The following is a 23,002-nucleotide window of genomic DNA, read 5'->3' on the forward strand; positions in this document are numbered from 1 at the left end:
TTAAAGATTAAAACAATAAGACCAAACCTTGCCTTTTTATCCATTTCGCCTCATCTTCAACCCTTGATAAACGGATCCGTGCGTTGGCTTAATACCACGGATTAACTGACATTTTTAACCATGGGCATCAGTGATGGCATCATTTCTAAAAGCGCTTAAGTCACAAGTCGGGCGGAAACTATTAACAGGAATTACTGGTCTTGGGCTTATCATCTTTATTATCTTTCATCTTCTGGGGAATCTCCAGCTCTTTGGGGATGCACAGGCGTTCAATGAGTATACTTATACCCTGGAGAGCCTGGGATGGATCCTGTACATTCTGGAGGCCGGTTTGGTGGTCGCATTTCTGCTGCATGCCTATTTGGGAATTTCCATCTGGCTAAAGCGGCGGCGATCGCGTCCCAACGGTTATGAGAAATACCAGAGCAAAGGCGGCCCGAGCCACCAGACCTGGGCATCGAGATCCATGATCTTTACCGGGACGGTGCTTCTTATTTTCCTGGTTACCCACATCAGTACCTTTAAATTCGGAGCTACAGAGACGATCATGCTTAACGGGCATGAAGCCCGCGATCTGAAAACACTGGTTATAAATACCTTCCAAAACCCGCTCTATGCTTTTGGATACACGGCGGTGATGGTGTTGCTGGGCTTTCATCTGGGGCATGGATTTTGGAGCGCCTTTACCTCTCTGAGTATGAAGCATACCCAGTATTCCGCCCTCATTTATTCGGTCGGGATCGTGTTTGCCATCCTGATGGCGGTTGGATTTTTGTTTATCCCGCTGTACATCTATTTCGCAGGGCCTGATGCAGCATTAATCTCGTATTGATATGACATGGAACACGGGTCAGGCAAATGGAATGATTGATATTACAACTGTCGATACCGTTTCTGTAAATTTAACTAGGATTACATTATGAACTTAGATTCCAAAGTTCCTTCCGGGCCGTTAGAAGACAAATGGTCCAAACATCTGAAAGATATTAAACTGGTTGCACCCAACAACAAGCGCAAGCACGATGTTATCGTGGTAGGTACCGGCCTGGCCGGGGGGTCTGCAGCGGCGAGCCTGGCAGAACTGGGCTATAATGTGAAAAGCTTTTGTATTCAGGATTCTGCGCGTCGCGCCCACAGTATTGCCGCACAGGGAGGGATCAATGCGGCCAAGAATTACCCCAACGATGGAGATACCATCTGGCGGCTGTTTTACGATACCATCAAAGGGGGCGATTACCGGTCCCGGGAATCCAACACCTATCGGCTTGCGCAGATTTCAAACGAAATTATTGATCAGGCCGTGGCGCAGGGTGTTCCTTTTGCCCGGGAATACGGTGGATTGCTTGCTAACCGGTCGTTCGGAGGCGCCCAGGTATCGCGGACCTTCTACGCCCGTGGACAAACGGGACAGCAGCTCTTGCTTGGGGCCTACCAGGCTATGATGCGCCAGGTGCATGACGGTAAGATCGAGATGTATACCCGCCATGAGATGCTTGACCTGGTGATGGTTGGCGGAAAGGCCCGTGGTATTGTGACGCGTGACCTTGTATCCGGTGAAATTCAGCGCTGGATGGCGGATGCTGTCGTGCTGGCCACCGGAGGCTATGGAAATGTTTTTTATCTGTCCACCAATGCCAAGAATTCCAATGTGACCGCGGCATGGCGATGCCACAAACGGGGTGCTGGTTTTGCCAATCCCTGTTATGTGCAGATTCACCCGACCTGTATTCCGGTTTCCGGGGATTATCAGTCCAAGCTGACCCTGATGAGTGAAAGCCTGCGGAACGACGGACGTGTATGGGTTCCCAAAAAGAAAGGGGATGACCGCCCCCCGAATGATATCCCGGAAGAAGAACGATATTACTATCTCGAGGAAAAATACCCTGCTTTTGGAAACCTTGTACCGCGTGATGTAGCTTCACGTAATGCCAAGATCGTCTGCGACAAGGGAATGGGTGTGGGCCCGACAGGAAGGGCCGTCTACCTGGATTTCCGTGATGCCATCAAACGGGACGGACGAAAGACCATCTCCGAAAAGTATGGCAATCTTTTTGAGATGTACGAAAATATTACCGGCGACAATCCCTATGAAGTGCCCATGCGCATCTTCCCGGCCGTACACTATACGATGGGTGGCCTTTGGGTCGACTATAACTTAATGAGCAATGTCCCGGGGCTGTTTGTGGCCGGCGAAGCCAACTTCTCCGATCACGGAGCCAATCGCCTGGGCGCAAGCGCCCTGATGCAGGGGCTTTCGGATGGCTATTTCATTATTCCCTACACCGTTGGAAACTACCTGGCCGATGCAGAGCTTGATGAGATCGATACTACTCACCAGGCTTTTGATGAAGCCGCGGCCAATGCCCAGCAACATATTGACAAGCTGCTGGGGGTTCAGGGCGACAAGAGCGTCATTGATTTCCACCGTGAACTCGGACAAATCATGTGGGATAAGGTTGGTATATCCCGCAATGAAGAAGGGTTGAAGCAGGCTATCAGTGAGATACAGGAGCTTCGTGAGGAGTTTTGGCAAAATGTACGTGTGCCCGGCGAAGCTGCCAACTATAACAAGTATCTGGAGTTTGCCGGCCGTGTGGCCGATTTTCTTGAGCTGGGTGAGCTGATGGCACGGGATGCCCTGCACCGTGATGAATCTGCCGGCTGCCACTTGCGTGAGGAGCACCAGTCGGAAGAAGGAGAAGCGATCCGTAATGATGAGGAGTATTCGTATGTGGCTGCCTGGGAATTCCAGGGAGTCAACGGGCAGCTGCAGGAAGAACTGCACAAAGAGAATCTTGAGTTTGAGTTTGTTGAATTGAAACAACGAAGTTACAAATAACAGAACACGGACAGGTTGGCTGCATCGATGCTTCCCCGCGAAGTTCCACGATTCAGACGCAGGTAGGTTGTGTTCTTATTTTTAGGTAAAACAATTGAATTATGGCTGACACATTTACCCTTCATTTGAAAGTTTGGCGCCAGGCCGGTCCCGATCAGGACGGAAAATTGGTTGATTATACGGTAGACAATGTCAATGAGCATATGTCATTTCTGGAGATGCTCGATGTTCTCAATGAACAGATTGTCGCCGAAGGACGGGAAGAGCCCATAGAATTTGACTATGACTGCCGCGAGGGCATCTGTGGATCCTGTGACCTGGTCATCAACGGCCGGGCGCACGGCCCCAAGGCGATGACCTGTACCTGTCAGCTGCACATGCGTAACTACAGCGACGGGGATACCATCGTGATTGAACCGTTTCGTGCGAAAGGCTTTCCGGTGATCAAAGACCTGGTTGTGGACCGAAGCGCCTTTGACCGCATCATTGAGGCGGGGGGCTACGTGTCTGTCAGGACGGGGGCAGCACCCGATGCCAATTCCATACCAATCGAAAAATCGGTTGCGGATACGGCTTTTGATTATGCCACCTGTATTGGATGCGGGGCCTGTGTAGCTGCCTGCCCGAATTCTTCGGCTTCCCTGTTTACCGGGGCCAAGCTGGCACATCTCAATCGATTGCCGCAGGGCGAACCGGAGCGTAAAAGGCGAACGGTCGCAATGGTTGAGCAGATGGAGAAAGAGGGTTTTGGCGACTGCTCCAACTACGCAGAGTGTGAGGCGGTATGCCCCAAAGGCATTTCGATCTCAGCCATTGCTGAGATGCGCCGAAATTATATGAAGGCAGCTTTTGCAGGCGAAGAACTTTAATTCCCCTTAGCGGAAATCTCTGCCAGGGATGGTCACAATCCCGGCAGAGAGATGTTTGGTGTTCTTTCTTTCCTTCCTCTTATCGGATTTTCTCGATCTTTTCGTAGGAGATTTTAATTCCTTTGATCAGGGCAGAGCTCAAGCCGTTATGTTCCATCTCGTTGAGACCGGCGATGGTACAGCCTTTGGGCGTAGTGACCTTGTCGATTTCATGCTCGGGATGGCTGTCGGAGTTTAGCAGCAGGGCTGAAGCTCCAAGTGCAGTCTGCGCGGCGATAAGCTGGGCCTCTTCTGCATGAAAGCCGACCTCAATACCGCCCTGGGAAGCCGCCCGAATATAGCGCAGAAAAAAGGCGATACCACATGCCCCCAGTACGGTCGAGGCTTCCATCAGTTCCGAATTAATGACCAGCGTTTTACCGAGGGTTTCAAACAGTTCTACTACTTCCTGTTCGGCCTCTTTGTGGGGCGTCTGCTCAATACAGGTCATAGCCTGGTTGATGGCTGCTGCGGTATTGGGCATAACCCGTATGACAGGAAAGCCTGAGCCGGTCAGTTCGGTAATCTCTTCTCCCGTCACCCCGGCCATAGTGGATATGAGGATATGTTTCTGGGGATCCAGATCGGATTTTACTTCATTGATGAGGGCCTCAATCTGCGTCGGTTGAACAGAAAAAATGACCAGATGGGCGGCATCCACCGCGGCGGCATTGTCGGAGGTGACGGTGATACCGCTGTCTTCCAGGTAGCTGATGTGCTTGGTATTTCGCCGGGTGATGGTGACATCGTATTTTGAGGAGGCATCATCAGTGCGGGCAAGTCCTTCTGCCAGCGCGGTTCCTAAATTTCCTCCGCCGAGAATTGCTACTTTTGTTTTCATTGGGCTATCAGTTGTGTTTAAGATTGATTATATGCTTGATTGAATTTCTTTTTGATTTCCTTATTGCAGAGATTGCCAATACTTCCCTCATGGGTGTGTCTGAGTTTTTTGTCGGGCCTGAAGGTTCCTTTTGCAATCGCTTCTCCCACTTTCTGGTAAGCTTCCCGAAAGGGGACATTGCGCATAACATTCTTGTTTACCTTTTCTACGCTGAAGAGGTAATCGTATTTCTCATCATGGATGACGTTGGGATTAACCTGTACCTGTCCAAACATAAAATGGCTGATGTTAAGGCACGACTTGAGCATTTTCACAGCAGGGAAGAAGGTGTCTTTCAGCAGCTGGAAATCACGGTGATAGCCGTTGGGCAGGTTATTGGTGATCAAAATAAGTTCGTTGGGCAGGTTCTGGATGCTGTTGCATTTGGCTCGAACCAGCTCAAAAACGTCCGGATTCTTTTTATGCGGCATAATGCTTGAACCGGTGGTAAGTTCATCCGGGAAAGACAGAAAACCAAAGTTTTGGCTCATGTACAGGCAGACATCCATAGCCATCTTCGAGAGTGTAGCGGCCACAGAACTCAGGGCAAAACTTGTGCTCTTTTCGAGCCTGCCACGACTCATTTGGGCGGCTACCGAATTATATTTGAGGGTTTCAAAGCCCAGTAAATCGGTGGTCATGGTCCGGTCCAGCGGCAGGGAGGTACCGTAACCAGCTGCAGATCCCAGCGGATTTTGATCGGCAATGCGGTAGGCTGCGTTCAGCAGGTGCAGGTCGTCGATAAGAGACTCCGCATAAGCACCAAACCACAGTCCGAATGAGGAGGGCATGGCCACCTGCATGTGGGTATAACCGGGGATGATAACGTCCCTGTGCTGTTCACTGAGCGATATGAGCCGTTTGAACAGCTCTTTGACAAGTTCTTTGATTTCAAGGATCTGGTCTTTTACATACAAATGCAGGCATACCAGAACCTGGTCGTTTCGGGAACGGCCGGCATGAATTTTTTTCCCCGTCTGACCCAGCTTCCGGGTGAGCTCATATTCAATTTTTGAGTGAATGTCTTCAAAGTCTTCCTCTATGGTGAAAGATCCCTCCTCCACCTCGTCCAGCAGGTTGTCGAGCTCGCTGAGAAGGTCATGCGACTCCTCGTCAGACAGGATCCCGATGCTATTCAGCATCCGGGCATGTGCTTTAGAAGCCCGCAGGTCGTATTCGGCAATTTCAAGATCCAGCACGCGATCATTGCCGACCGTAAACTGTTCGATAACCTCACTGGTTGCTTGTTCTCCTTTGTCCCAAAGTTTCATGATTTCGTTGGTGCTTGATTAGGGGTTAACAGGTTCTTGACAGATAAAGATTTTTGGTGATGGCCAGTCCGTGCTTATCGGGCTTTCGTCCCGCGGCGGCCTGTTCTGTAACGTGTGACAACTACAGCAGGACTGATTCCAGCAATTTGATATAGGTTGCAATGCCCTCCTCAATCTCTGCAAGGCGGATAAACTCATCGGCCGTATGTGAACGGGCTGATTTTCCCGGACCTATTTTCAGCGAGGGGACGGGCAGTACTGATTGATCAGAAAGTGTCGGTGAGCCGTATTGCTCCAGGCCAAGCTGGTCTCCCGATTGTACAATCGGGTGGTCAAGTGGTATGAAAGAGGGATTCAGGCGGATCGACCGGGCCGTGATATCCGATTCAATATGCTTGTCGATAACTTCCAGGATTTCCGCGTTGTCGTGGGCATCGGTGCTGCGGACATCCACGGTGAAGGAACAGCTATCGGGCACCACGTTATGCTGACTTCCCGCTTTTATGACGGTGGTGGTCATTTTGACCGGGCCAAGCATCTCCGATACCTTGTTGAACCGATACGTCTTGAGCCATTCAATATCCTTGAGGGCAATATAGATAGCGTTTTTGCCCTCGTCTCGCGCAGCATGCCCGCTGACGCCTCTGGCCGTGCATTCAAGTACCATCAGTCCCTTTTCGGCTACTGCCATGCGCATCTGCGTCGGCTCACCTACGATAGCGCAATCAATATCCGGAATCTTGTCAAGAATGGAAATGATGCCCTGGTCGCCCGATATTTCTTCCTCGCCTGTTGCGGCCAGGACAAGGTTGTAGTTCAGGTCCTTTTTGGAATAAAAGTGGATAAAAGCGGCAATAAGTGAGGTAAGAGGTCCCCCCGCATCATTGGATCCCAGTCCAAAGAGTTTGCCTTCCTCCACAACCGGAGTGAAAGGGTCCCTGCTGTAGCCGGCATTGGGTTTTACCGTATCATGGTGTGAATTGAGCAGAATCGTCGGTTTTGATTCGTCAAAATGCTTGTTAAGGCACCAGATGTTATTGACATGACGGTGGGTGGGAATTCCTTTCTCTTCCAAAAACTGCTGGATCAGATTCCCGGTCGCTTCTTCCTCTTTCGAGAAAGAAGGAGAGGCGATAAGTTGTTCTAGAAGCCTGGTGGCTTCTGTAAATAGCTGGTTCATAGTGTAAGTTCGGTTCCTATATTATTGAGCAGGTTGTCAGCGTGTTTGATATGCACGTGATCAACATTTTGTTGCAGTGCTTCGAAAGCAGTGTCGAGCTTTGGAATCATGCCTTCGTTAATGATTCCGTCTTTTTTAAGCTGAATGTATTTATCCGAATCGATGCGATCGATCCAGGAGTCATCATCCTCAACATCCAGCAGCACGCCCGGTTTTTCAAAACAATAGGTCAGATGAGTGTCATATTTGCTGGTTAGGGCAATGGTCAGGGCGGATGCAATGGCATCGGCGTTGGTATTCAACAGCTGGCCGTTTCCGTCGTGGGTGATAGCCGGAAAAACGGGAACGACCTGTTCATCCAGCAGCCGCCGGATAAAATAGGTGTTGATATTTTCGGGCGTGATGTCGCCGACGTAGCCGTAGTCGATATCCGGATGTTCTCGTTTCTTGGCGGGAATCATGTTGAGGTCTGCCCCGGAAAGCCCGAGGGCATTGCAGGAAAGCGCCTGCAGCCGCGCCACGATGGTTTTATTGATCAGCCCCGCGTAGACCATCACGGCCACCTCAAGTGCGGGCTTGTCGGTTATGCGCCGGCCGTCCCTCATCTGAACAGGAATACTCAGCCTGTTGCACAGGTCCGTGGCGGCAGTCCCTCCTCCGTGAACCACAATTTTAGGTGTGTCAATTTGGACAAAATTTTCAAGAAACGTAGCCAGTCGGTCGTCGTTGTTGGCAATACTTCCGCCGATTTTAATAATATGAAGTGTCTGCATCAGAGATCCTCTAGTAAGTTTTGAAGCACAGCTTGTGCTGCGTATTCACGATTTTTAGCCTGTTGATATACCAGTGAATGATCGATGACCGGGTCAGAGGCCACAACATTCCGGCGAATCGGAAGGCAGTGCATAAACCGGGCATCGTTGGTCAGTGCCATCTTTTCAACAGTGATGGTCCAGTCTTTTTCTACTGCCGGCGTAGCCCCGTAGGAGTCATAACTTGACCAGTTTTTGGCATAAATAAAATCGGCATCGGCAAAAGCTTCCTCCTGATTGTGCATGGTGGTAATACCGCCGGTGAATGCATCGGAAAGCTCGTATCCCTCGGGGCAGGCACAAACGACTTCTGCATCTATGGCCGGCGACCACTGCAGAAATGAATTGCTTACAGCCTGTGGAAGGGCCTTGGGATGCGGCGCCCAGCTGAGCACCACCTTCGGGCGCTGAATGGCCGAGGCGGTGATCGTGGCCATATCCGTGAGCGACTGCAGGGGATGCAGGGTTGCAGACTCCAGGCTGATTACCGGCACGGAAGAGTACTGTACAAAGTTGGTCAGTACACGTTCCTTGTAGTCTTCCTCCCGGTCCTCCAGGGTGGCAAAAGAACGGACACCCATGATATCACAGTAGCTACTGATCACTTTTACGGCATCCTTTATGTGTTCCTGGGTGGCCCCGTTCATGACAGTGCCGTCTTCAAACTCGACCTTCCAGGAATCTTTGTTGATATTTAGTACAATGACATCCATGCCCAGGTTTTGAGCGGCTTTCTGTGTACTGAGCCGGGTTCGCAGGCTGGGATTGAAGAAAACAAGCCCCAGTGTTTTGTGTTTTCCGATATTGGAAAACTGTGGCTGTTCTTTCAGGTTAACGACTTGCTGGATTAATGCGTCCGGATGTTCCACATCCGTGATAGAGGTAAAATGTTTCATGTTACGTTACAGAGTGAGAGTGCGTTTTTCATTGCATTGATGAAGGTGGCCACTTCATTTTGAGTAATAATCAGTGGTGGAAGAAGACGAAGGACATTTGGGTTGGACGAAACCCCGGTCAGAATTTTTTCTTCCTGGATCAGTACCTGGCGGAGTTCCTTGATGGCAAAGGGAAACTCGATGCCGATCATTAGCCCGCGCCCCCGGACTTCATTGACTTCAGGAAATGAAGCCAGGCTGTTCATGAGTGTTGATCCCAGCTGTGCCGCCCGTTCCATGAGATTTTCACTGTTGATCACATCCAGTACGGCCGTAGCTGCGGCGCAAGCCAGATGGTTACCTCCGAAGGTAGATCCAAGCTGACCATGAAAAGGTTTGATGTCAGGATGGATGATGGTACCCGCTACGGGAAACCCGTTGCCCATCCCTTTTGCAACCGTGACGATATCGGCCTGGATGCCAGCATGCTGGTGGGCAAAGAAATGCCCGGTACGGCCATAGCCCGACTGAATTTCATCACAGACAAGCAGGGTGTTGGTGTCAGTGCACAGCTGGCGTACCTCTTGCAGGAATTCGTCGTCGGGAATGTGTATTCCGCCTATTCCCTGGATACCTTCAATGACAACGGCACAGACGTCGTTTTGGGATAATTCTTTGCTGAGTCCTTCCAGATCATTGAGTTCGAGAAAGGTTACCTCCCCCTTCGGGTTAATGGGGGAGACATACTTGTCGCCGTCGGTGATGCTGAGGGCTGCCGACGTCCGCCCGTGAAAGGCTTTTTTAAAAGCAATGACCTTGGAATTCTTATTATGGAATGAAGCCGCTTTTAAAGCGTTTTCATTGGCTTCGGCACCGGAATTGCTCAGGAAAAGCTGGTATCCTTCGTAGCCGGAAATTTCTCCCAGCTTTTCTGCCAGCTGCTGCTGCAGCGGATTTTTAACAGAATTCGAGTAAAAGCCGATGTCGCGAAGCTGACTATTGATTTCGTTGATATAGTGCGGGTGAGAATGCCCGATGGATATCACACCGTGGCCACTGTAAAAATCCAGGTATCGTTCACCATCTGCAGTATAGATGTAGTGATCCTGTGCTTTAACAGGTTCCAGGTCGAGTAGCGGGTAAACGTCGAAAAGTTCCATATTAGAAGTTTGAGGGTTTAAGTTGCAGACCCATTTCCTGGTCAAAGCCAAACATTAGATTCATATTCTCCACCGCCTGTCCGGAAGCCCCTTTGAGAAGGTTGTCAATAATGCTGGTGACAAGGAGTTTGTTTCCTTCTTTTTCCAGATGAAGAAGCCCCTTGTTGGTATTGACGACCTGTTTCAGGTGTAGCGGGGTGTTGCTGAGGTGCACAAAGGGGGCGTCCTGGTAATAGTCCCGGTAGAGCACCCGGGCATCATCCGCTGACAGGGCGCATTCCATATAAGCAGAGATAAAAATACCGCGGGTAAAATCGCCCCGTACGGGTATAAAATTAAGCTCCTTGTCAAAATCGGGTGATTCCTGCTGTAGTTTTTGTCGGACTTCCCCCACATGCTGGTGGCGCAGTGGCTTATAGATGGAGACATTGTTGTTGCGCCAGCTGAAATGAGAGGTTGCTCTCAGCGAGCTGCCGGCGCCTGTGGATCCGGTAATTCCATGAATATGAACATCCGTCCCCAGATGGCCACTGTGGGCCAGTGGAAGTAATGCCAGCTGGATAGCGGTGGCAAAACAGCCGGGATTGGCAATATTCCGGGCTTCCCGGATCGTATCTTTCTGTAGTTCCGGTAATCCATAGACAAAGGAGCGGCGGTCGTATGTCTGTTCCGGGGCCAGACGGAAGTCGCGGCTCAGATCGATAATCTGAATGTCATCATCCACCGGGTGGTCCTCCAGGAATGCTGCTGAATTTCCATGGCCCATGCAAAGAAAGAGGAGATCGATGTCGGAATCCAGCTCATGGCTGAAGTTCATTTCCGTATCGCCGATAAGGTCCTGGTGTACGGATGCCACTGGTTCCCCGGCCTTGCTGGTACTGTATACAAAGCGAATAGCGGTTTCAGGATGATGCAGTAAAATTCGGACGAGCTCTCCGGCAGCATAGCCGGTGCCGCCGACAATACCTACGTTAATCATGGTTGTTTACTGATTGGTGAATATTAATCTGATTGGATAAAATTTTAGCAAAGCCTTTTACATCTTCACCGCTCCAGGCGTTATTCATTTCGCCATAGTCGCCGAATTTTGCATTCATCAGATCGTTGGGTGATGTAATACCTTCGATCTCAAATCGGTAAGGTGACAATTTGATGGAGACACTCCCGTTGACGGTCGACTGGGTATCGGAAAGAAAGGCTTCAATATTGCGCATCACAGGATCCAGATACTGCCCCTCGTGAAGCATCATGCCATACCACTCAGACAGTTGGTTCTTCCAGTACAGTTGCCACTTGGTCAGGACATGTTTTTCCAGTTGTTCGTGGGCTTTGATGATGAGCATGGCGGCAGCCGCTTCAAACCCAACGCGGCCCTTGATGCCGATGATGGTGTCTCCTACATGAATATCGCGGCCTATGGCATATTCTGAACCGATTTTATCCAGGCTGCGAATGAGTTCAACAGGATCCAGCCTTTCATCGTCGATGCTCACGGGCTCGCCGTTTTTAAACGTCAGGCTGATGGTCTGCGGGTCTTCCCGTTCCAGGGGACTAGGGTATGCCTCCCCGGGCAGCGGCTGGTCGGAGGTCAGGGTTTCTGCCCCACCGACGCTGGTGCCCCAGAGCCCCTTGTTGATCGAGTATTTGGCCTCGCTCCAGTCCATGTCGACATTGTGGTCTTTCAGGAAAGCCACTTCTTCTTCCCGCGTCAGCTGCTGATCGCGGATGGGGGTAATGATGTCCAGGTCGGGAGCTACCACATTGAAGACAAGATCGAAACGCACCTGGTCGTTGCCCGCCCCGGTACTCCCGTGGGCAATGGCATCAGCACCCACTTCGAGGGCGTACTTTGCTATGGCAATAGCCTGGAAAACCCGTTCCGAGCTGACCGAGAGGGGGTAGGTGTTGTTTTTAAGGACATTGCCGAAAATCATAAACCGGACAATCTTGTTATAATAGTCATCCGTTCTATGAAGCGTCTGGTGGGTATCACTTCCCAGGCTGTAGGCATGCTGTTCAATACGGTCCAGCTCCTTCTGGTCAAATCCCCCGGTATTGACCAGGACGGTATGTATTTCCGCCTGGTATTCCTCTTTGAGATAGGGTACGCAGTAGGAGGTATCAAGTCCGCCGCTGAAGGCCAGAACTATGTTCTTTTTCTTAGTCATTTTTACTGGTCGTTAAATTTAGAAACTGTTTTGTTTTTCGTTGCAGATGTCGCTGGTGAAGTCGGACAAACCGCTTGAATTTCTTCCAGCGGGTCTGTTTGTCCTTTTCGGAAGTCTTTTTTTCTTTCTGTTCCTTGGGATCATAGAGCATACCCGTACACAGGCAGTCCTTGCGATTCTCATTCGTAAGAATATCATAGTTGGGACAGCTTTGGCAGCCTTTCCAGAAAGCTTCGTCCTGGGTCAGCTCCGAAAAGGTTACGGGCCGGTATCCCATATCCGAATTAATCTTCATCACAGCCATACTGGTGGTGATACCAAAAATTTTGGCATTCGGATAGTTGGTTCGGGACAGGTTAAACACCTTTTCCTTGATCTTTCTGCCAAGTCCCATGCCGCGATAGTGGGGATGAACAATAAGACCCGAATTGGCAATGTATTTCTTGTTGTCCCAGCTTTCGATATAGCTGAATCCTGCAAATTTATTGCCTTCCGTATCAATGGCAATAACCGCTTTGCCCTCTTCCATTTTCGCTCGAATGTATTCGGGCTTGCGCTTGGCAATACCGGTGCCGCGCTGTTTGGCAGCCTCTTCCATTATCTTGCAGATTTCTTCGGCATGCGAAAAATGCTGTGAATCGGCTACAGATAGTCGAATATTCATATTATAGCAGTTGGTGTAATATCAGGCAGCAATGATTGGTTGCTGTTGAAAGTAGTGTATTATGAGGATGAATTTGCGGATGAGGAAAGACGTGATGCACCCTCCGCAAGAGAAGATGTTTATGAGCCCGAAAGGGCCCGCGGCCGCCGCCGAATGGGATAGAGCGGAAATACAGGAAGGTCCTCAACAGCTAGCCTGTCGAAAAAAATATGGTTGTATGTTCCGCCTTTTTTCATAATGGAGTATGATAATATCTTCTGTAAAAAAATACAAAAAATATTTTACGGTTTCTCCAAAAAAAGTAGTTGAACTGCTGGGCTATAATCTGGACTTTTCAGCTGATCATTCTTTATCTGAACAGGACCTGTGGTTGATGAATAAATCCAAGATGGAAAAAGCCCGGCATATCCTCAAAAACCGGTGGGGATACCCGGCCTTTCGGGAAGGCCAGGAGGAGGCAGTCAACGCTGTCCTGGAACGGAAGAATACCCTCGTGCTCTTTCCCACCGGCGGGGGAAAGTCTCTCTGCTATCAACTGCCGGCCATAATGCTTGATGGAATGACGGTGGTTATTTCTCCACTGGTTGCGCTGATGCAGGATCAGGTCCAGCAGCTCAGAGAACGCGGGATTGCCGCTACCTTTATTAACAGCACGCTCTCTACGTGGGAGATCGAGCAGCGCCTGGCAAATGCACGCAATGGCATGTATAAACTGCTCTATTGCGCTCCCGAGCGACTACAGAGTCCGCTGTGGCAGGCCGAACTCCCGAAGCTCGACCTCAGCTTTATTGCGGTTGACGAGGCCCATTGCATTTCAGAGTGGGGGCATGATTTTCGTCCGAGCTACCGGGAAATCCGGCCGGCCTTCGAATCAGTGGACGGTTCAGTGAGCTGGATCGCCCTTACTGCTACAGCCACGCCGGAGGTGCGCGCCGATATCCAGGATAATCTTGGGTTTGAAGATCCGGTTATCGTATCAAAGGGCTTTGAGCGGCCCAACCTGAAGTGGTGGGTTACGGCTACGCCCAAAAAGGATAAGAAATTGCTCGAGGCGGTGAGCCAGGCGGGAGAACGGGGATCGGGACTGGTCTATGGCGGTACACGAAGAAATTGTGAACGACTGGCCCGGGAGATCAGCAACCGGTTAGAGCTGAAAGCGGAAGCCTATCACGCAGGTATTGAGGCGGAGGAACGGCAGCGCATACAGCAGCAGTGGGTGGACGGAGAGCTTCCGCTGGTGGTAGCGACCAGTGCCTTTGGTATGGGAATTGACAAGGCTGACTGCCGCTATGTCATTCATTATGTGATGCCTTACACCCTGGAGGCTTACTACCAGCAGGCCGGACGTGCCGGCCGCGATGGAGTTGAGAGTTTCCCGCTTCTTTTGTTCAAATCTTCTGATCTGATAACGGCTGAACAGCGTATTAAAGATTCCTACCCCGAGAAGAAACAGCTGCAACATTTGTATGATGCCCTCTGTGACAGCCTCGATTTGGCGGTGGGGGCCGAGATGGAGAAGATGCAACAGGTTTCTCTCGATGCGCTGGCAACACGGTCCGGCTTTTCAAAACGCATCAGCCGTTCTGCACTGAATGTACTCAGTCATCTCAGTATTATTCAGCTTGTCGAAAGAATAAATCCTCAGATAGGAATCCATTTCGTGGCCAGCCGAGACTATATTCGAACGGTTATTACCGAGGCTAAAAACCAGCGTAAAGCGATATTCCTGGATACATTGCTCCGTCAGTTTGGCGGGGAGGCGTTTGGCGAGATGAAATTTATTGATTTTGATTATCTGCAGCAGAAATTGAACGTATCGCCCAATGCCGTTAAGAAAGGCCTTCAGATATTGCAGGACCATGAACAGCTGTTGCAGTTTGAGGTTACCGGGGCGCTGCCGCTGGTAAAAATTGTGGATGGGCGGCGGTCGTCGCTGGGATTAAGTAAAGCTGAACTGGAGCGTCATCGGAACACGCTCTTGAAAAAACTGGACTATATGCGGGGGTACATCCAGACCGAGCATTGCCGGGAGGTCTATATCCGGCAATATTTCGGGGAAGAGGCCGTGAAGCCCTGCGGGCACTGCGACAACTGCCTGAAAGGGCAGACTTCGGACTATCATTTTGGAAATTCGGATCTGCTGAGCATCAGACAGGCCCTGGAGAAGGGCGGAAAAACCGTGGCCCAGCTCTGTCGGCAGTTTGGATGGCGCCGGGAGCGTGTGAAGAAGTCACTCAGCCACCTGATCCGGGAGGAAAAGGTGGTTGAACGTTCTGAAAAATATTTCTGGCGTGATCATCAAATGTGAAACTAATGGGAGGAGTCCGGCTGGCTGCTCCTGCTGTTGGGGCGTGCCATGCGATCCATCCTAAGCTGTTCAATGGCTTTTTCCACCCGTTTTTTCTGTTCCCCGGGAAATTGCTGATAGTAGGTATGGCTCTGCCAGAAGACCGAGTCGGCTACCCCGTATTCCCGGAAGATCCGGCTTCGAATAGAATCGGCAGCGCCCTTGTCCAGCTGACCCGCCTCCGAATAGGTGCGAACCAGCTGAAGTTCGACCAGCAGGGAGATATAGGTCTCTTCTTCAATGAGTGCCTCCGGGCGTTCCGGTGAATTCTCGCATGCCCCCAAGAGGAACAGCATCAGCAGAATACAAGCCATTCTGGTCATCGTTACAGTTCCTCGGGATGCTTGGGATTGAGCGGGCGCATGGTGATGGCATTAATAAGGAAGTTGTCAGGGGTCTCCAGTACGTTGATGAGCACGCGGGCCACATCCTCGGGCTGCATCATGTTGGCGTGTGACTCCGAATCATTGGCATTGCTGAAAAAGCCGGTTTGAATGGAGCCGGGATAAAAACAACTCACTTTGATCTTGTCATAGCGCAGTTCCTTGAACAGGGCCTCGCTGAATCCCCGTACCCCAAACTTGGAGGCGTTGTAGCCCGACAGCTGGGGATTGCCCACTTTGCCGGCAATGGAGGCGATATTTATTATATGACAGGTGTTTTCATTGTCCTTCATCAGGGGCACCACCTTCCGGCACATGTAGAAAATTCCTGACAGGTTGGTGTTGATCATGGCTTCCCAGTCTTCAAGAGGCAGGTTCTCCACATTGGCAAAGCGGCCAAGGCCCGCGTTATTGATGAGAATATCCGGTTCAAGGGTCTCATTGAAGGTCTGTTGAATCCATGCATCGATGGCCTCGTGGTCCGTGATATCCAGGGGCACAGGGTGAAACTGCTTGCCCAGGTTTTGCTGGAGCCGCTGCAGCTTGTCTGTGCTTCGGGCCAGACCGTATACGGTCGCTCCCTTGTCGACCAAGGCCTGGCTGAATGCCGCCCCGATGCCGCTGCTTGCTCCCGTAACAATTGCTATTTTTGATGTTATATCCATAGAAAACGAAATTTTGATTGATCTTCAAACTGACAGCGGGGAGCCGGTCCCCGCTGCGTTGCTGGTTATGTCAGGTGTTCCTGGATAAGGGCATTTACCATATCCAGGGCAATCTCATTTTTACCGCCGTGCGGGATAATGATATCAGCATAGCGCTTGCTGGGTTCCACGAACTCCAGGTGCATGGGACGTACATACTTTTCATACTGCTTAAGTACATGCTCAAGCCGGCGATCGCGCTCTAAGATATCACGCTGGATGCGGCGAAGAAGGCGAATGTCGTCATCAGTATCCACATAGAGCTTGATGTCCATCTGTTCGCGGAGCTCCTCTTCACTGAAAATAAGGATACCATCGATCAGGATAATATCTCGGGGTTCGGCGATCCGTGTTTCATCCTTTCGAACGTGCTTCGTAAAATCATAGATCGGGATCTCGATTTGATAGCCCTCTTTCAGGGCCTTAATATGTCGAATCATCAATTCCGTTTCCAGCGAGGAGGGGTGGTCAAAATTTTGCCGGGTTCGTTCCTCAAAGGGAAGATGCTTCAGATCCCGATAATAGGAATCATGCTGAAGCAGCAGGATACAGTCTCCCCCGATGGTATCGATGAGATGACGAACAACCGTCGTTTTTCCGGATCCGCTACCTCCCGCAACGCCAATAATTAATGGTTCCAAAACAGGTGTTATTTGGTCTGGGGTTGCTGTTGGGGGTTCTCCTGCTGCTCCTTGTAATTGCGGATAGCCCTGAAAATAGCCGATGCGATAATACTTTGACCGTAGTCTGAAGAAAGATACTGGGCTTCGTTGGGGTTGCTGATAAATCCTGTTTCAACCAGCACAGCAGGCATAGAGGCGTGGTACAGGACGACAAACCGAGCCTGTTTGACACCGCGCGATCGTCGTTGTGCACGCTCGCTGAACTGGTGTTCGAGCATGCCCGCAATACGTTCGCTGGTTGTAATATACCCGCTGTTGGCCAGTTCATAGATAAGCAAATCCTTTTGACTGAGTTTCTTCTGCTCGACGTTGCTGTTGGCACGAACTACCCTGTTTTCGCGCTTCATCACCTCAAGGGCCGTCTGGCTCCGTTCCAGCCCAAGGAAGTAGACTTCCGAACCATAAGGTTGCCGGGAGCGGGTGGCATTACAGTGGATGGATACAAAAAGATCGCCCTCTTTGCGGTTGGCTATGCGCCCGCGCTCTTCGAGCTCAATGAAGCGGTCATCGTCGCGGGTGTAGACCACTTCCACCTCCGGCAGGTATTCGTTGATGTAGCCGCCCACTTTCTTGGCAATCTGGAGTACAATCTTTTTTTCGAGCAGATTGTTATGTCCGATCGCCCCGGTGTCGTGTCCCCCGTGGCCCGGATCCAGAACGACAACATCAAACTTCATTTTGTCCTTCACTTTCTGATAGGCGGTGTCTTCCGGCAAGGAAGCTCGCTGCATACCAGCGGAGGAGCCGTTTGAAGGAGGGAAAGGAGACTGGGACCACTGTATGGGGTCCCGTTCCTGCGTATTTTGAGCCAGCTTCTCCTGATCGGTATCCGTGAGACCCAGCAGCAGATCGTCGCTCTGACCGTCCCGGTACAGGTCGCTGTCGTAGGTATAGTCCGGCTGGAGCTCGATGTCTACACCAATGCCATGGGGGATCTTGTGAAATGCAACATCATTTAGCAAGGCAGACCCGTCGGGAACGGATATATTTTCGGTATTGATCGCATCACTGAAAATAGCAAGCTGAATGTGATGGGGAGCGGGCTGGTAGACCCGGAAAGAGTCGGCTTCCTGACGCAAGTTAAATCGAACAACATGCCCCTTGTCATCACCGCGAACAGCGGTAGAAAGGTGCGTCAATGAATTGTCAGAACTTTTTTGTGCTTTGGAAAGCGAATTGCAGCTCGTTAAAACAAGACAACTTAGAACAACTACTAACAGGAATTGGCCGTAAATATGGCTGTAATTTTTGGAGACAGTAGCTTGATGAGTCACCTTACCTCGTATTGGTTAAAGACTGATAAAACTGCTGTTTGAAATTAAGTAATATTTATGCAAGAATAAAAAGGATAAAGAGGGTTTCGGAGGTGAGGGAGAAGAGCTGGTCGACTCGGCCCGGCAATATAGCGGGAATGCTTGTACCGGCTGGGTTGGGATTGCCTCTGGTAACGGCTGGGAGATATTATTTCAGTAAAAAATGCCGTACCCTCTTAAATGGGTTGATTATGGATGACTAATCAATTACAATACGAATACATACCTACCTAAAATTTAGAAACGGAGGTTTATTTATGGAAGAAAATGCCTTTCTGGAAGCTGCCGAGAATGGAGACACTAAAGCAGTAAAGAGGTATCTCGCCGAAGGAGCCGACGTTAACACCAGTGATGAACATAACCGTACCGCCCTGATGAAAGCTGCCAAGCATGGGCACATGGATGTCGTGCAGTATCTGCTCGACAAAGGCGCTGATGTTAACATCCTGGACAACCGGGGGACAAGTGCTCTTTACTGGGCTGCAAGTAATGGCCATTATAAAATTGTACAACTTCTGATTAAGCATCACAGTGATGTGGAGGTTCACGATGACCGGGGATGGTCAGCCAAGGACCAGGCCCATTACCATCATCACGACAAAATTGTACATATGCTGGAAGAAGCCGGCGCAAGATAGCGGATTCTACAAGTAGAAAATTTCCAAAAGCCTGTTCAGTCATGAGCAGGCTTTTTTATTTAGGACGATAGCAAGAAGATCGTCGGTTTTTTATGAATGGCTGGAAGCGAAGCCTGTTTCCATTGGCTGATGGGGGCGGAGGTGATCTGCTCGTCAGGCAGCGTCAGGTTGGTGGCTGTACAGAAACGGGTATTATTTTTACAGCAGGCCAGGACATCCTTGACAACTTCATCATTCCGGTGGGGAGCCTCCATGAAAATCTGGGTTTGTGAGCTGTTGCGAGTCTTCTTTTCCAGCTTCCGGATGGCCCGTCGTCGTTTGTCCCGGTCAATCGGAAGGTAGCCGTGAAAAGCAAATTCCTGGCCGTTGAAGCCGGATCCCATCAGTGCCAGAAGTATGGAGGAGGGACCAACCAGCGGTGATACTCTGATATGTCGGGCATGAGCCATTTTAATAAGTTCCGCCCCCGGGTCAGCAATGACCGGACATCCCGCTTCGGAAAGCAGACCGGCATCCCGTCCTTTTTTCAGGGGATCCAGGAAAGAAGCGATCTCATGGGTGGGTGTTTTTTTGTTGAGCAGCAGGAAATCAATTTCATAATCGGGGATGGTCTCGCCCACCCACTGGAGGTAGCGTGTTGCCGTTTGAATATTCTCAACGATAAGAACATCCAGCCGGCGGATAATGCGAAGTACATAATCCGGGATGGTGTTGTTTTCCGGTGTCTTTCCAAGCGTGTTGGGAACAAGGTACAGGATTCCCCGATCAGAAGTAGAATGGGTCATACGGAATGGTCAATTCGTTCGATCTCTAATTCTTCGGTTCCGCTGCGCAGTTTTTTGTGGGCATAGCGGTGTACAACCACCGCAAGGATGAGGGTCATCAGAAGCGCAACCACAGCCATCGCCAGGTTGGTCAGCACCAGTCCTTTCTGGGTGCCGTAGGTTGGCATGAGGACAATCTCCTGAAATGCACCGGGTTGATAGCGGACAGGCACGACGCGTATCTGCTGAAGCTGCCCCGCCATTTCAACCGGAAGGGACAGTTTCTTTTGAATGTTGTCTCCCCGGCTGGTCTCAAAACGCAAGACGATATAGCCGTTTGTCTGGGCTGCTATCTGTTTAAACTCGAACTCCACGACTTCTGCGGTGTAGCTCTCACCATTTTCGTAGGTTTCAATGATGCCATACCAAACCATCGCCTGGTGAATGCACAGGAAAAGAAAGGTGGCTGGGATCAGCCAGATGAGGTAGAGAAATTTGTAGGATTTCATAAAATATCCATTCAGTTAATAGAAAAGGGCATAGTACACAACATAGATCCAGGGTAACAGGCCGTGGATAAGAGCGTTGTTAATGGACCATGAGATGGTGACTTGATTCCTCCGTGGACGGATTCTGTTACGGTGTTGCCTGCCTGTGCCATGTCTGGTGTTAGTTGGTGATTTGCTGGAGGGTGGTTTCACGCAGCGCCGGGTCCCACATCAGCCGCTGCTGGTAGTCCTGATGCATAAGGTTACTGCTCATGTGAAACCAGAATGCTACCTGCAGGGAATCAAAGAAGACCGCCTGCCCGAAGGGTTCCCCTGAATAGGTTGAAGCCCCGTAATCGATGCCATTCAGCAGCCCCATGCGGTTGTCGTACAGGCCGCCATAGAACTTAAAATCACTGTTCAGGCTCTGCTGCTCAAACAGCCAATCCATGAGGCCCTTAATACGTTTTGACACCGCGGGGGAAATAAGCTGGTTCTGCTGAAGCTGCAGCATCAGCCGGGAAAGTTCACCGGCCGTTGATTTGGGAAATAGCGCCAGGGCATCCCTGCGACTGGAAAACTGCATCGAGAGACCCTGTGCGGCCTCGAACGTCTCGTTTATCCGGGCACGAAATGCCGGATCCTCCTGGTATTTTCGGGCGTGAATCAGAACCGTATCCCGGAAGACCTGTTTGGGCAACGCACTCAGTTTCTCGTAATGGGGCTGGAAAGTGGTTTGGCTGGTGGCGGGATTAATAGTGATGTACAGGCCGGAAAAGGGCAGGGGAGGATCCGTGGACTGAACCTCCATGACCTCATAGGTACTGCGGATATTGTCAGCCCCCAGCTTGTAATACAGAAAATCAGAGATAGCCAGATCGTTGTAGATAATGGCGGCCTGTACCAGCTCGTGAAGAGGAACCTTCCCGTTTTGGGTAACAACCCCTTTATTTTCAAGAGCGTTCTTGGCGTTTTCATGGCTGGACGCATCGATGAAGGGAAGCTGATAACGATCGGTTTTCCTGAGCGGGATGAGTTCACCGCGATCAAGGGTACCGTCTTCTACTTGCCGGGCATAGGTGGCCAGAAGGAAAAAGTTTGACAGCGTCCCCATGGTGTGTGCGGAATCGGCGCCAAAGGAAATCGTGGTATCAGGATTAACTGCCGATCGTGACACCACAGCCACATTGCGCGGGTGTTGGCCGATGTATTCAGTGAGTCCTTTCAGGGAGGTTGTTTTAGAGACCCATTCCTGCCCATCCTGGAGATCATCACTGTTCTCAAAGAGCGTAATAACGGCGTCGAGATTAAAGCCAAAAACGATTAAAAAAACCAGAATGAGCGTTCCGACTGTAACACCGATAAATTTTAAAATGCGCATGAATGATAATGGAACCTTGGAATTGTGAATTCAAAATATAAAGATACTGACAATAGAAATCAGGAAAAATGAAAATTATGAGGGTGAGATATCTCCTCTCATCCAACTGAAGCATGTACCGCCTGTACACCCGCTGACAAGATGAGCCGTCGCCTTGAGAATGGCGGTAAGAATTCACACTGGTCAGCTTACAAACTGCATCAGCAGGGCGCACAGGTAGGCGGCGTAGGTGCCCAGGGCATATCCCAGGACCGCCAGCAGAACACCCACCGGAGCTAAAGCGGGATGAAAGGCCGAAGCTACAATCGGAGCCGAGGCCGCTCCGCCCACATTGGCCTGGCTTCCAACTGCAATAAAGAAAAATGGAGCATTGATCAGCTTGGCTACCAGGAACAGGATAAGCACATGAACAAGGATCCACATCAGGCCGATCAGGAAGAAGCCCGGATTTTCGAATATGGCAAGTACATTCATCTTCATACCGATGGTTGCTACCAGCACATAGAGGAATAAGCTTCCAATCTTGGAGGCACCGGCCCCTTCCAGCTCGCGTGCACGGGTGAACGAGAGTAGCAGCCCCCCGGTGGTGGCAATGACAATAATCCAGAAAAATCGTGAATCAAGGCTCAGCTGGCTTAACTGTGGCGCATTCTCTGCAATCCATGGGGCGATTGCATCTGCCCCGAGGTGTCCGAGTGCAGTGATAACGAAAGCAACCGCGACGATGCTGGTAAGGTCAGCAAGGGTTGGTATTTTGGCGATGCTTGCCTTGTAATTTTCGATCTTCTTGCGCAGTTCGGTGATGGGAGTGGCATCGGCATTAAACCAGCGGTCGATGCGCCCGGAGATGCCGGCCCCGTAAAGCAGGAATCCCAGCCAGATGTTGGCGACAATAATATCCACGGTGACCATGGCCGAAAACAGGTTGTCACTGGGATCAAAGACCTCGTACATTGCGGTTTGGTTGGCCCCGCCGCCGATCCAGCTGCCGGCAATAGTCGAAAGGCCGCGCCACAGGGCTTCCGGTCCCTCGCCTCCCACCAGCTCCGGTGAAAAATACCCGGCCGTCAGCACGGCCAGGGGTCCTCCGATGACAATTCCGAGCGTTCCCGCCAGAAACATGATGATCGCTTTGGGTCCCAGCCCGATAATGCCTTTGAAGTCAATGCTGAGGGTCAAAAGCACCAGGCTGGCCGGCAGCAGGTAGCGCGATGCCACAAAATAGAGATTGGATTCCTCGCCGGAAATGAGTCCCGCAGAATTGAAAATGGAAGGGATGAAGTAGCACAGCAGCAGGGAGGGGACAAAGGTGTAGAACTTTTGCCACTTTGGGTTGTCGCTGCTCGAGGTGATGAATATCAGGGCCAGGGTGAGCAGCAGGAGGCCTAAAACAACAGCATCATTGGTAAAGACCGGGGCGGCAAAAAAGGTGTGCATAGTTTCAATAATTTAAGTGATTAGGCCCTGAATCTACATTATATTTGGGCATTTGTGCAAATGGTATGAAAATAGACTTTTAAAAGGTTATACTTACCATTCAATTT

The 23,002-nt window shown here is 50.6% G+C and carries 22 protein-coding genes; 5 read left to right on the top strand and 17 right to left on the bottom strand.

Annotated elements, in window-relative coordinates; genetic code table 11:
* Positions 1–133 precede the first annotated feature (133 nt).
* From FN808_RS07555 to FN808_RS07565, 3 genes are all read left to right on the top strand, one after another.
* On the top strand, positions 134–832 hold the full coding sequence (locus FN808_RS07555) for a succinate dehydrogenase cytochrome b subunit (protein WP_142713948.1): 699 nt from the start codon (positions 134–136) through the stop codon (positions 830–832).
* Positions 833–919: 87 nt separating this feature from the next.
* Positions 920–2,839, top strand: coding sequence for a fumarate reductase/succinate dehydrogenase flavoprotein subunit (locus tag FN808_RS07560; RefSeq protein ID WP_142713949.1), 1,920 nt, complete (start codon positions 920–922; stop codon positions 2,837–2,839).
* 101 nt (positions 2,840–2,940) lie between these two features.
* Positions 2,941–3,708 (top strand): succinate dehydrogenase/fumarate reductase iron-sulfur subunit, encoded by a 768-nt coding sequence (locus tag FN808_RS07565; protein WP_142713950.1) that lies wholly within the window; start codon positions 2,941–2,943, stop codon positions 3,706–3,708.
* A 79-nt stretch (positions 3,709–3,787) separates the two neighbouring features.
* Here the strand turns inward: FN808_RS07565 and proC are convergent, their stop codons facing one another.
* The 9 genes from proC to FN808_RS07610 all read right to left on the bottom strand — a co-directional run bounded on the left by proC (position 3,788) and on the right by FN808_RS07610 (position 12,757).
* Positions 3,788–4,588: a pyrroline-5-carboxylate reductase gene (gene proC / locus FN808_RS07570; protein ID WP_142713951.1), complete on the bottom strand. Its 801-nt coding sequence runs from the start codon at positions 4,586–4,588 to the stop codon at positions 3,788–3,790.
* Between the two features lie 17 nt (positions 4,589–4,605).
* Complete coding sequence (gene argH / locus FN808_RS07575; protein WP_142713952.1) at positions 4,606–5,898, bottom strand: argininosuccinate lyase; 1,293 nt, start codon at positions 5,896–5,898, stop codon at positions 4,606–4,608.
* A 121-nt stretch (positions 5,899–6,019) separates the two neighbouring features.
* Positions 6,020–7,078 carry a M20 family metallo-hydrolase gene (locus FN808_RS07580; RefSeq protein ID WP_142713953.1) on the bottom strand — a complete coding sequence of 353 codons (1,059 nt, stop codon included), beginning with the start codon at positions 7,076–7,078 and terminating at the stop codon, positions 6,020–6,022.
* Positions 7,075–7,851 carry an acetylglutamate kinase gene (argB, locus tag FN808_RS07585; protein WP_142713954.1) on the bottom strand — a complete coding sequence of 259 codons (777 nt, stop codon included), beginning with the start codon at positions 7,849–7,851 and terminating at the stop codon, positions 7,075–7,077. Before argB ends, FN808_RS07580 begins: the two co-directional genes overlap by 4 nt.
* The gene (locus tag FN808_RS07590) at positions 7,851–8,786 is read right to left on the bottom strand and encodes an N-acetylornithine carbamoyltransferase (RefSeq protein ID WP_142713955.1); all 936 of its coding nucleotides are present in this window, start codon (positions 8,784–8,786) and stop codon (positions 7,851–7,853) included. The genes argB and FN808_RS07590 overlap by 1 nt, the downstream gene beginning before the upstream one ends.
* Positions 8,783–9,925 carry an aspartate aminotransferase family protein gene (locus FN808_RS07595; protein WP_142713956.1) on the bottom strand — a complete coding sequence of 381 codons (1,143 nt, stop codon included), beginning with the start codon at positions 9,923–9,925 and terminating at the stop codon, positions 8,783–8,785. The genes FN808_RS07590 and FN808_RS07595 overlap by 4 nt, the downstream gene beginning before the upstream one ends.
* A gap of 1 nt (position 9,926) precedes the next feature.
* Complete coding sequence (gene argC / locus FN808_RS07600; RefSeq protein ID WP_142713957.1) at positions 9,927–10,904, bottom strand: N-acetyl-gamma-glutamyl-phosphate reductase; 978 nt, start codon at positions 10,902–10,904, stop codon at positions 9,927–9,929.
* Positions 10,897–12,093, bottom strand: coding sequence for an argininosuccinate synthase (gene argG, locus FN808_RS07605; RefSeq protein ID WP_142713958.1), 1,197 nt, complete (start codon positions 12,091–12,093; stop codon positions 10,897–10,899). Before argG ends, argC begins: the two co-directional genes overlap by 8 nt.
* Entirely contained in the window at positions 12,086–12,757 is a 672-nt protein-coding gene (locus FN808_RS07610; RefSeq protein ID WP_142713959.1) for a GNAT family N-acetyltransferase, read from the bottom strand. The genes argG and FN808_RS07610 overlap by 8 nt, the downstream gene beginning before the upstream one ends.
* Before the next feature lie 373 nt (positions 12,758–13,130).
* On the opposite strand from FN808_RS07610, the gene FN808_RS07615 reads away from it, so the two are divergent.
* On the top strand, positions 13,131–15,065 hold the full coding sequence (locus FN808_RS07615; protein ID WP_246068306.1) for a RecQ family ATP-dependent DNA helicase: 1,935 nt from the start codon (positions 13,131–13,133) through the stop codon (positions 15,063–15,065).
* 2 nt (positions 15,066–15,067) lie between these two features.
* Here FN808_RS07615 and FN808_RS07620 read toward each other — a convergent pair whose 3' ends face one another.
* The 4 genes from FN808_RS07620 to FN808_RS19095 all read right to left on the bottom strand — a co-directional run bounded on the left by FN808_RS07620 (position 15,068) and on the right by FN808_RS19095 (position 18,148).
* Positions 15,068–15,418: a DUF4296 domain-containing protein gene (locus FN808_RS07620; protein WP_185958298.1), complete on the bottom strand. Its 351-nt coding sequence runs from the start codon at positions 15,416–15,418 to the stop codon at positions 15,068–15,070.
* Between the two features lie 11 nt (positions 15,419–15,429).
* Positions 15,430–16,152, bottom strand: coding sequence for an SDR family oxidoreductase (locus tag FN808_RS07625; RefSeq protein WP_142713961.1), 723 nt, complete (start codon positions 16,150–16,152; stop codon positions 15,430–15,432).
* A 65-nt stretch (positions 16,153–16,217) separates the two neighbouring features.
* Positions 16,218–16,832, bottom strand: coding sequence for a uridine kinase (gene udk / locus FN808_RS07630; RefSeq protein ID WP_246068307.1), 615 nt, complete (start codon positions 16,830–16,832; stop codon positions 16,218–16,220).
* An 8-nt stretch (positions 16,833–16,840) separates the two neighbouring features.
* The gene (locus tag FN808_RS19095; RefSeq protein WP_221929960.1) at positions 16,841–18,148 is read right to left on the bottom strand and encodes an N-acetylmuramoyl-L-alanine amidase family protein; all 1,308 of its coding nucleotides are present in this window, start codon (positions 18,146–18,148) and stop codon (positions 16,841–16,843) included.
* A gap of 296 nt (positions 18,149–18,444) precedes the next feature.
* Here FN808_RS19095 and FN808_RS07640 point away from each other — a divergent pair, with 296 nt between their 5' ends.
* Positions 18,445–18,825, top strand: coding sequence for an ankyrin repeat domain-containing protein (locus FN808_RS07640; RefSeq protein WP_142713963.1), 381 nt, complete (start codon positions 18,445–18,447; stop codon positions 18,823–18,825).
* A gap of 59 nt (positions 18,826–18,884) precedes the next feature.
* Here the strand turns inward: FN808_RS07640 and FN808_RS07645 are convergent, their stop codons facing one another.
* The 4 genes from FN808_RS07645 to FN808_RS07660 all read right to left on the bottom strand — a co-directional run bounded on the left by FN808_RS07645 (position 18,885) and on the right by FN808_RS07660 (position 22,895).
* On the bottom strand, positions 18,885–19,610 hold the full coding sequence (locus tag FN808_RS07645; protein ID WP_142713964.1) for an SAM-dependent methyltransferase: 726 nt from the start codon (positions 19,608–19,610) through the stop codon (positions 18,885–18,887).
* Positions 19,607–20,098, bottom strand: a complete 492-nt coding sequence (locus tag FN808_RS07650) for a hypothetical protein (protein ID WP_142713965.1) — start codon at positions 20,096–20,098, stop codon at positions 19,607–19,609. Before FN808_RS07650 ends, FN808_RS07645 begins: the two co-directional genes overlap by 4 nt.
* Before the next feature lie 160 nt (positions 20,099–20,258).
* Positions 20,259–21,458 (bottom strand): serine hydrolase, encoded by a 1,200-nt coding sequence (locus tag FN808_RS07655; RefSeq protein WP_142713966.1) that lies wholly within the window; start codon positions 21,456–21,458, stop codon positions 20,259–20,261.
* 183 nt (positions 21,459–21,641) lie between these two features.
* Positions 21,642–22,895: a DUF819 family protein gene (locus FN808_RS07660; RefSeq protein ID WP_142713967.1), complete on the bottom strand. Its 1,254-nt coding sequence runs from the start codon at positions 22,893–22,895 to the stop codon at positions 21,642–21,644.
* Between the last annotated feature and the right edge of the window lie 107 nt (positions 22,896–23,002).

The sequence above is a fragment of the Fodinibius sediminis genome (assembly GCF_900182555.1).
Classification (GTDB): domain Bacteria; phylum Bacteroidota; class Rhodothermia; order Balneolales; family Balneolaceae; genus Fodinibius; species Fodinibius sediminis.